The following is an 8,990-nucleotide window of genomic DNA, read 5'->3' on the forward strand; positions in this document are numbered from 1 at the left end:
TCGGCGATCTCCCACAGCCCGTCCGGAACAATCCAACTCCACGTACCCCGCCCCATAGACGGACCAACGAGCGATCACCACATAGGACACCGTCTTAGCCATCACGGAGGCGGCCCTGCTCGGTAGCGTGACGTTTGCGACGACGTCAGGTATGTACCGAGGCAGGGTCATTGCGCTGGAACAGGTCTGGTGGCGAAGGTCCATCAGTTGCTCGCGGAGGACCCCGAGCCACCGGTGGTGCCCACGCGGATGTGGGCACTGGGCCTGTACAAATCGGTGTACTGGTGCTCTTCCTGCTGCGCAGAACCCGGTCCGGGAGGCGGCCGCGGAGCTTTTCGGGATCTCCCAGGCCACCGTCTCCCGCCGCTGGACGGCGCTGCTGCCGGTGGCGGAGAAGGCCCTGAACAGGCATCTCCCCGATCCGGAGGCCTCGGCCGGGGGGATCGTGCTGATCGACGGCACACTGGTCCCCACTTGGAACTGAGCCAGCGAGGGCACCACGATGCTCTCCGGTACTCGCGGTGTCCGAGCCCGTGCCCGGCAGTCGGCACGACGTCTTCGCCTGGCACCACTCCCACTTCTCCGAAGCGTTCACCGGCCGCGAGAAGCTCGGTGACCTCGGCTACATCGGCAGCGAGAGACGACGCAAGCCCCCAGGCCGGGAACGCTCCATGGGAGACAAGGTAGCCAACCGGTCGGTCAACACGCTCCGTGCCGCTGTCGAACGCTCGATCGCGCACCTGAAGGACTGGAAGATCCTCGCCACGCGCTACCGCGGCCCCCTGGACCGCTTTCCCGCGGTCACCCGGACCGTCACCGCCCTCCCCTTCCCCAAAAGGGCTGGTAAACCCTCGTGAATAGACCTACTCCGGGTAAAGCCCGGAGCGGGACGGTTCGGTGCACGCGTTGAACGCCGCCGCACTGGCTGCGGCTGGGCACGGCCCGCAGCGAGTTTGGGAGAACATTGCGCGGGTGATCGGCGGGTCGGGCGCTCCCCCATGATGCCACCGTGCCGGGCGGCAGCTTTACCCCAATGGTGCCGTCCGTCGGCCACCGTGAGCAGAACGCGGGCGTAGTCGTCACGCGATGTTCAACGCATTCACGCCCCAGCGCCGTGTGCGGGTTTCACGCAAGCGCCGAGCCGCGGTTCAGTAGCCAGGTGACGGGTTGTGGCGAGGAAGTCCGAGCCTCGCGTGCAGACGGCGTACTCCCGCCAAAGCTATAGCGGCACCGTCACGCGTCCGTGAAAGGAAGCCCCGTGACAAGCACACTGGACAACTTCAGCACCCCCGAAAGCGGCCATCGCGCACGGGCACGCTGGTCGAATGACACCGCCACCGCTTACCCCCGCAATTCGAATATACCTGGGATGTTTGCGGAACAGGTCGCAGCCAGACCCCACGCGATCGCGGTCTGCCAGGGCGAAGAATGGATAACTTACCTTGAACTGTACAAGCGAATCTGCGAGTTGGCCGACCGTCTGATCACCGTCGGGGTGAAGCCGGGCGACGTGGTCGGGACACTGCTGGAGCGTTCTATCGCCTGCGTGACGGCGGCGCTCGCGGTGATGCGGGCCGGAGCAGCCTACCTTCCGCTGGATCCGCACCAGCCCCGGCACCGCGTGCTGCAACTGCTCAGGGACGCGAGCGTCTCAGCCGTGGTCACCATCGGGGCTCACAAGACACTGGTAGACGGACACGCCCGGGTGGTGGACGTTCATGCCCGGGCACCGCGCACCGGGGCGTCGGACCGGGTCCGTATCGGCCCGGACGATCCCGCCTACGTGATCTTCACGTCGGGTTCCACCGGCGTGCCCAAGGGAGTGGTGGTGCCGCACCGCAGCCCGGTACGGCTGGTGTCCCGGAGCGATGAGCGCCTCGCCATGTCTGCACAAGACGTACTTCTGGCCACGACCAGTCCGACCATTGACGTGTCGTGCTTCGAGTACTTCGGGGCTCTGCTCAACGGGGCTCGGCTGGTGCTGGCACAGGGGGACACCCTGCTGGCAGCTGATGCCCTGGAGGGGGTGCTACGCCGCGAGCACATCACGGTGATGTGGCTCAGCGCGGGCCTGTTTCACCAGATGGCCGAGGTACGCCCACAGATGTTCATGTCTTTGCGCTATCTCATCGCAGGTGGGGAGGCGCTGTCGCCCGAGGCAGTGCGCCGCATCCTGGCTCACGGCCGTCCCGGGGTCTTCCTCAACGGCTACGGCCCAGCAGAGAACTCGTCCCTGTCGACCGTGCACGCGATGACCGAGCTGGCCCCGGACGCCGAGACCGTGCCGATCGGCACACCGATGGCCAACTCCACCGCATACGTGGTGCGCGAGGACGGCGCCGTGGCCGGGCCGGGAGAGGTGGGAGAGCTGTGGGTCGGCGGTGACGGCCTGGCACTCGGTTATCTACAGGACCAGGACCTGACTGCAGCCCGGTTCGTGCCCGACCGCTTCGGTCCACAGACCGCCGGTGGTGCGGGCCGGCTGTACAAGACTGGGGATCTGGCCTGGTGGCGGGCAGATGGCGTGCTGGAGTTCCTCGGACGCAAAGACGCACGGTCAAGGTTGGCAGCTACCGCATCGAACTCGGGGAAATCGAGGTCCATCTCAGCGCCCACAGCCCCGTGCGCGAGGCCGCGGTTGTCGCACCGTGAGACGGCGACAACGATCGGCTGCTGGCCTGACTGACACGCCTGATCCCGTATCAACGCCATCCACCACCCGTATGAAATCAACGGACCACGACGCCCGCCCCTCCCGGATTATGCCCTTTGAGGAGGACGCGGGTGCGCGCCGGTCCTCCACCTGCAGTGGGCGCCAACTAACTGCGGAGACAGCTATCATCCGATCGGTGGCCGTTCTGAAGAAGCTCACTGGATGACCCTTTCCGACGACCTGTCCAGCGACTCCGCGCGCATCGTGATCCGCCTGCCGCTGTCCTGGCCCGGCAGCGACAAGGGGCGCGCGATGCTCGCCCACGTCATCCACTCACGGCTGCCCGGTGAGTGGGTGGTCGCCTACCTCCAGCAGGGCCTCGACCCCTACGTGGAGTACACGCCCAAGCCGCCGGTCCCGCCCGAGCCGGAACTGCCCCGGCTGGTTGCGTGGATCCCGTCCGTCGATCCCGCAAGGGTGTATGTGGGGGCGACATTCAAGGGCCCGCGCTACGTCGACACCGAGACCGAAACCCCGCATGGGGATTTCCGGTGGCACCGGCGACGGCAAGACCACGGTTCCGCTCATTCCGGTGGTGCACGGTCGGCAGCACGGGGCCGTCGTCGACTGCATCACGATGAAGGCCGCGCCGGGCTCGTCCGCACCCGCGCCGAGGTACTGCGTGGCAGCCTCACCGGGAAGCCGCGTAACCAGCTCTCGGAAGTGCTCGGCGCGTGATCTCAGCTCGAGGACGCTGGGCAAGAACATGGATGCCCGAGAACGTTGCCGCCAGCGTCGGGGCCCGCCGTTGCGAGGCCGGGGGCTGGTGAGTTCACGTGGCACGCCCCAGTAGGGCCAGCCCAAAGCCCTCAATTTTGGTCACACCCTTTGGTCGAAGTTGAGGACCAGCAACTCGGCGACGAGCGGACCGACAGCATGCTCCTCAAGGCCCGCACACGCGGCCCGAGACTCGGTGATCGCTGCTCGCTCGCCGCTGCATTGAGGCGCCTCGAGGAGTGTCCACACCCGCGGACCAGGGCGCATTGCCCCGCTGGTCAGGCCGATCTGTAAGGAGATTCCCCGCATGTCTTGTCGTGCTGCTGTCTACGGAGCCGGCTCCTGGGGAACCGCGTTTGCCCTCGTCCTGGCCGACGCTGGATCCGAGGTCACGCTGTGGGGCCGCCGCCCGGCGCTGGTCGAGGTGATCAACGCGACCGGCAGCAACCCTGAGCATCTGCCGAGGGTGAAGCTGCCCGCGGGCGTGCGGGCGACGTCCGACCCAGCCGAGGCCGCACGTGGCGCCGACATCACCGTCTTCGCGGTCGGCGCCCAGAGCGCACGCCCACTGCTGGAAGCCTGGACGGAACTGTGGGATCTCCGCATGGTGTTCGTATCACTGATGAAAGGCGTCGAGTTGGGCACCGGTTAGCTGATGAGCGAGGTCATCGCCGACGCAACCAGGATTTGCCCGACCGTATCGCCGTGGTGTCCGGCCACAACCTCGCCGGGCAGATCGTCGCCCGGAAGCCCGCCGCGAGCGTCGTAGCCTGTGCAGACCCGGCCACGGCCGGAGTCATCCAAGCACGGCGGCGGGCTGCTGCCGGACCGCCCTGGAGCCGCCCAGCCGCCGCTCCTCCGCCCGGTCCCACGCCTGCCCCCACTCGTCGAGGGCGACCCCCTTCAGCCCGCAGGCAGCCGCGAACGCGAGGACGAACTGGCGCGTGTGGCGCCCAGGTTTGCCGCTGATCAGACGCCCGACCGTGGCGTGCGCGAGGACTCCTGCACTGTCTAGCTCCAACTCCTCGTACGGGCGCGAGCCGTCCTTTTGGTACCGGTCGACGAGGGCCTCGCGCCGCCGACTGGTACCGCGGCAACGGCGACCAGTGGGCGCCGCTCTCCCGCAGCCCCCTACCCGCCATGCCCTTCCCGCGCACCGCCCCGACCGATGCAGCAGGCTCGCTCTCACGGCCTTCGCCTTCGGTCATGTGCACTCCTTGGCCGGAGCACGGGATCAGCCGAAGGCCGCGTCCGGCACTTCCCGTCCCGGGTGAGCAAGTTCGAGGGGCGGTTCGACCAGGCTGCTGACAAGCGAGCTGAGTCTCAGGGCTACCCGCATTCGACACCGATGATGGCATCCTCTGAGGGAATCACGTTCTCGCGGGCGAACTCCGGTTCCGTCTGACCGGATAGGTAGAGCAGATAGGGCCGGTCAGGGTTGCCGGCCTTCGTTTCGCAGTCCCTCCCCATGACAGCGCCGGGGCCCGGCGACGAGAGCTCCTGACATAGGTAGTCCGTCTCTGCAGCGGTGGCCGTGGGAGCGGTGAGGAAGAGGACGGATGAAGCGGTCAGCACTGCCGCGGCAGCGGCGGCGACACGAGCAAGCGGGCGGACGGTCATGGGAATCTCCGTTGCCTGGCGATCCGTTAGGGGATGCCAGCGCCAGCGTCCATTGTGTGCTGCCCCGGCTGGCTCAGTGTTCCGCAGACTAAGCCGGGCACTGGCAGGCGCCCGATAACCAGAACATGCCCCGCAGCCGGGTCTTGTCCCTGAACTCGCGCAGGTCGTAGTCGCATTCTGCGCAGACCAGCCCGGCGGCGCGGGCCTGCTTCTTCGACCAGGCGGGCCAGTCCGCTGACAGCGCGAGGTTGAGGATGGCCATGCCCTCGGCGCGGGGCTGGAAAATGCGGAAGGGCCAGCCGGGGCAGTCTTCGGGGATGTCGCCGATGGGTTCCTTCAGTGAGGGCATCCACCAGGTCAGGTGGGTCAGGTCACCTCGGGCGATGCGGACCTCCTCATCGCGGCGTCGCCTTGTTGTAGGAGCTGGCGAGCGGGAAGCGGAAGGCCGTCACGATCGTGTACGGCACCTCAAGCAGCTCCAAGTCCTGGCCGATCTCGGCAGCGGTGGCCTTCCACTCGCCGCACCCTGCCTCCCGCCGGCCGCATGACGGTGTCCGGATCGCACCGCCCAGGCGCACCCCGCGGCGCTGAGCCACCACGGCGAAGGTGTCGCAAGGCTGCCGGAGCAGACCTGAGCCGCCGAAGGAACCGAGCGCGGAGACGGGTAGCAGCCCCGCCAGCCAGACCACCAGCCATGCGCCGTCACGTATTCGCCCCGAAACGGGACCGTCCCGCCGCCCCGGCACCGCACCACCCACGACAGCAGCACTCCCGCCAGCGCGAGGGGCAGCGTCGGATGCAGGCGATGCCAGGTGGACCAGTACACGAACAGGGTGACGACGAGCCCCATCGCACACAGGGCGAGATCGCCACCCTCATCCGCCGGCTCGAGGACGTGGCGGAGAAGAGGGATCGGGAGTTCGGATCGTCGAAAGCGATCACACCGCGCTGCGGCTGCAGGGAGGCAACCTTGATCAGAGGGTGGGCAACCTAGATGCGAAGGTGAGCTACGGCAGGCAAAGCATCGATCACAATCAGGCGCAGATCGTTGAGCTGCTGACCCATTGATCGGGCGGGAGCCAACCGCCAGCTGATCTTTCTGCGGCTGCGACCCGAACGTCTGCGTCTTTGGGGCGCAGCCGTATGCGTACTGCTCCGGGCGCTCGCTCGCTGGATCAAGGCACGGGGCTTCAGGGTGGCGGGCATGGCGCAATGAGACAGCGAGACGCGACGAGCGTCTGCGCACGGCGTTCGGAATCGACTCCCTCGCCGACGCTGGCGGCGCGTCGGGGGGCGATCACCGAGCGTCTGGACGTAATGAAAAGGGTTCTGTTCGCTCTCGCGCGTGCTCAGGGCGTTGACCCGAACGCCCTCTGAGCCGCCCCTCGTATGGCTTGCGGCCCGCGAACACCTGGTGTGTTCGCGGGCCGCAAGCCGCACACGCGGAGGAGAGATGAAATTACCGGACAGGGTCCTGCGGCCTTGAGCGTGCGGCGCCTGCTGGCACACCGGTTCGCGATGGGCCGATGTTCAGGTGGAGCTGGCGCTCATTGATGAGGCTGCGGCATCTATAGCACCGGTGAACGCGTCACGTCACGATGAACCCTTGCTGCCGTGCCGGTTCCGGTGCCCGTGCCGGTTCCGGTGCCCGCGTCAGGGGTGGTGTCCGTCCCGGTCTCTGTGCCAGTGGTGGTGCCCATGCCCGTGTCGGTCCCGACGGTACCGGTGCCCTTGCTGGTGTTGGTGCTGGTGTCAGTGCCCGTCGCGTCACTGGTGGCACCCACGCCCGTGCCGGTGCCTGCGTCAGTGGTGGCGCCCGTGCCGGTGCCGGCGGTGCCGGTGCCCGCATCAGTGGTGGCACCCGCGCCCATGCCCGCGCCGGACCCGGTCCCTCCGGTGTCGGTGCTGGTGCCCTTGCCGGTGCTGCTGCTCTTGCCCTTACCAGTGTCCAAGGCGTGGGGCATGCAAGCCCCTGCTGTGGCCAGGACAGTACTGCAGCGATGACTCGGAGTGAGGAGAGGCGCCAAGGTGTCATTCGCATGTACGAAGGCAGGGGCGGTCTTGGCAATGGACGCTGCGGGACCCGGTTCTGCTGCTGCGCCTTGCGGGGTTCCCAGCAGTCCGAGCATCCCTCCCGCAGCGACGCTCGTTGTGAACATGACGGCCATCAGCCGGCGCGAGATGTCCTTCTTCATATGTGCCTTACCTTCCAATCAGATCAGGAAATCCTGTCCGCCCCAAAAAGGGGACGCACAAATAGATCTGGCACGTTTCACTCAATGATGGCCACATCGACTAAGCGGGTGAAAAAGAATTCTTCTGCTACTTACGTTGGTCCGGATCCTTCCAGACCGGCTACAGGTCGACCCATCAGACAATTAGAAGTTTCCCGGGTGGGTAAGCGGCAGACGAGGGCCTACGTCACCTGCGAGGGGCACCGTGAGGAATCTTCAGGCAAACTGCCCTCATTTTGGGGGCTTCGAGCTTTTCAGAAAAATCGATCAGATGACCATACCGGGAGCCTTTTTCACTTGTACGCCTGGCGGGTGGATGTCGGTGAAGCGTTGACGGTGGCGTGTCGACGGCGCATCCCGCCGCTTTGGAGAACTCTCGAACAGATCGCCGCCGACCTCGGCGTCCGCACATCCACCGCCTGGCGCTGCGTAAACCACACGATCGAACAACTCGATGTCCATGCACCGTCGCTGACCGAGGCGCTCACCGGCCACCACGCGGACGACTGCATGCTGCTGGACTACACCCTCGCCGAGGCCCACTGGGTGGCTGCCGCTGGCCACTTCTCCGAGCAAAGTCAGCCGCCAGATCGTGAATACGCGGATTATCGCCAGGGAAGACGGAAAGCCGCTGGGGATCTTCCCCCTGCGGGGGCACCCACGATATGACGGCCGCCCGCGAGCACGCCATCGCCGACACTTGCGCAACTGAACCTCAAGATCCTCTCACGGGTACATCGGAGCCAGCGGCACTGCGATCACCCCAATCAAGCGCCGCCCGAAGGCGCAACCACCCCACAGCACAAGACCTCGAACAAAGTCCACGCCGCACCGCGTGCTCCCGCTGAGCGGACCATCTCCCGGCTCAGGGAGTGCCGGACCTTCCCGCACGCTCGGACCATCCCGAACAGACTCACGTCAGTCGCCGCATCCACCTTCACTCTCATGATCTACATGCGAAAAAGGCTCCAGACTGATATCTGCTATTATGACCGCCCATCGGCCACTTCAAACGGTGACCTTGAACGTGACCGCTATCCGATGGGGGAATTCTCTGCAGGCCGGAGGAGCTTCAATGAAAGCGGATTACTTCTATGACATTTGTGCTTTGTTGGTGAATTTTTGGTGATGGATCCCCTCCGTCTTAAATTCGGGACTATAGATTATTCGACCTTGTCGCACAGCCGGTGATAGCGGAGTGTGACGCTTTCCGATGCGGTGGCGGAGGAGGGTGAAGCCTGCGCTGCCGTACAGTGAGCCTTTTCCATCTTCACTCTGAGCTGGTCAGATGGAGGGTGAGGACGGCCTGGACGAGGCTGGTGATCCGGCTGGTCGAGCACCGCAGTTTGCGGAGGAGCCTCCACGACTTGAGGGTGGCGATGGCCTGCTCCCCGAGGGCCCGGATCTTCGCGTGAGACCGGTTCACCGCCTTCTGACCTGGGGAGAGGATCTCCCACCGGCCCCAATAGGGGATCCGGACCGTGCCGCCGGAGCCCCGGTAGCCCTTGTCGGCCCAGCACTTGATGCGGGCCTCGGCGAGGGCGCCGACGATGCCGTGTTCACGGGCAGCCCGGATGTCGTGGACGGCGCCGGGCATGGCCGGTGAGGCCCACAGCAGTCGGCCGAAGGGATCGGCTATGACCTGCACGTTCATCCCGTGCTTCTTGTGCTTGCCGGAATAGAACGGCCGGTCCGCGGCGATGCGG

Annotated in this window: 10 protein-coding genes and 1 pseudogene; 5 read left to right on the plus strand and 6 right to left on the minus strand. The window is 66.3% G+C overall.

Annotated features, from left to right (window positions below):
• Positions 1 to 521: 521 nt before the first annotated feature.
• The 4 genes and pseudogenes from ABZ624_RS41125 to ABZ624_RS41140 all read left to right on the plus strand — a co-directional run.
• Entirely contained in the window at positions 522 to 857 is a 336-nt protein-coding gene (locus ABZ624_RS41125; protein WP_360100534.1) for a transposase family protein, read from the plus strand.
• A 401-nt stretch (positions 858 to 1,258) separates the two neighbouring features.
• A complete protein-coding gene (locus ABZ624_RS41130) occupies positions 1,259 to 2,686 on the plus strand; it encodes an amino acid adenylation domain-containing protein (protein WP_360100537.1) in 1,428 nt (475 codons plus the stop codon).
• Between the two features lie 189 nt (positions 2,687 to 2,875).
• On the plus strand, positions 2,876 to 3,391 hold the full coding sequence (locus ABZ624_RS41135) for a hypothetical protein (protein WP_360100540.1): 516 nt from the start codon (positions 2,876 to 2,878) through the stop codon (positions 3,389 to 3,391).
• A 346-nt stretch (positions 3,392 to 3,737) separates the two neighbouring features.
• Positions 3,738 to 4,222: pseudogene (locus tag ABZ624_RS41140) on the plus strand (2-dehydropantoate 2-reductase N-terminal domain-containing protein); the annotation flags it as partial.
• A 4-nt stretch (positions 4,223 to 4,226) separates the two neighbouring features.
• Here ABZ624_RS41140 and ABZ624_RS41145 read toward each other — a convergent pair.
• The 5 genes from ABZ624_RS41145 to ABZ624_RS41165 form a co-directional block, all read right to left on the minus strand.
• Complete coding sequence (locus ABZ624_RS41145; protein ID WP_360100560.1) at positions 4,227 to 4,451, minus strand: hypothetical protein; 225 nt, start codon at positions 4,449 to 4,451, stop codon at positions 4,227 to 4,229.
• A 308-nt stretch (positions 4,452 to 4,759) separates the two neighbouring features.
• Positions 4,760 to 5,050 carry a hypothetical protein gene (locus ABZ624_RS41150; protein ID WP_360100543.1) on the minus strand — a complete coding sequence of 97 codons (291 nt, stop codon included), beginning with the start codon at positions 5,048 to 5,050 and terminating at the stop codon, positions 4,760 to 4,762.
• 88 nt (positions 5,051 to 5,138) lie between these two features.
• A complete protein-coding gene (locus ABZ624_RS41155) occupies positions 5,139 to 5,399 on the minus strand; it encodes a hypothetical protein (RefSeq protein WP_360100546.1) in 261 nt (86 codons plus the stop codon).
• A gap of 46 nt (positions 5,400 to 5,445) precedes the next feature.
• Positions 5,446 to 5,808, minus strand: a complete 363-nt coding sequence (locus ABZ624_RS41160; RefSeq protein ID WP_360100549.1) for a hypothetical protein — start codon at positions 5,806 to 5,808, stop codon at positions 5,446 to 5,448.
• A gap of 810 nt (positions 5,809 to 6,618) precedes the next feature.
• Complete coding sequence (locus ABZ624_RS41165) at positions 6,619 to 7,002, minus strand: hypothetical protein (RefSeq protein WP_360100551.1); 384 nt, start codon at positions 7,000 to 7,002, stop codon at positions 6,619 to 6,621.
• A 579-nt stretch (positions 7,003 to 7,581) separates the two neighbouring features.
• On the opposite strand from ABZ624_RS41165, the gene ABZ624_RS41170 reads away from it, so the two are divergent.
• Positions 7,582 to 7,953 carry a hypothetical protein gene (locus ABZ624_RS41170; RefSeq protein WP_360100554.1) on the plus strand — a complete coding sequence of 124 codons (372 nt, stop codon included), beginning with the start codon at positions 7,582 to 7,584 and terminating at the stop codon, positions 7,951 to 7,953.
• A 601-nt stretch (positions 7,954 to 8,554) separates the two neighbouring features.
• Here the strand turns inward: ABZ624_RS41170 and ABZ624_RS41175 are convergent.
• On the minus strand, positions 8,555 to 8,990 hold a 436-nt coding region (locus ABZ624_RS41175; RefSeq protein WP_360100557.1), incomplete at its 5' end, for a transposase family protein.

The sequence above is a fragment of the Streptomyces sp. NPDC007205 genome, assembly GCF_040634095.1.
Taxonomy (GTDB): Bacteria; Actinomycetota; Actinomycetes; order Streptomycetales; family Streptomycetaceae; genus Streptomyces.

What these genes read in the sequence shown, in the direction of transcription:
- ABZ624_RS41135 (WP_360100540.1), top strand. Translation starts at nt 2,876, where the DNA reads ATGACCCTTTCCGACGACCTGTCCAGCGACTCCGCGCGCATCGTGATC.
- ABZ624_RS41150 (WP_360100543.1), bottom strand. Translation starts at nt 5,050, where the DNA reads ATGACCGTCCGCCCGCTTGCTCGTGTCGCCGCCGCTGCCGCGGCAGTG.
- ABZ624_RS41155 (WP_360100546.1), bottom strand. Translation starts at nt 5,399, where the DNA reads ATGCCCTCACTGAAGGAACCCATCGGCGACATCCCCGAAGACTGCCCC.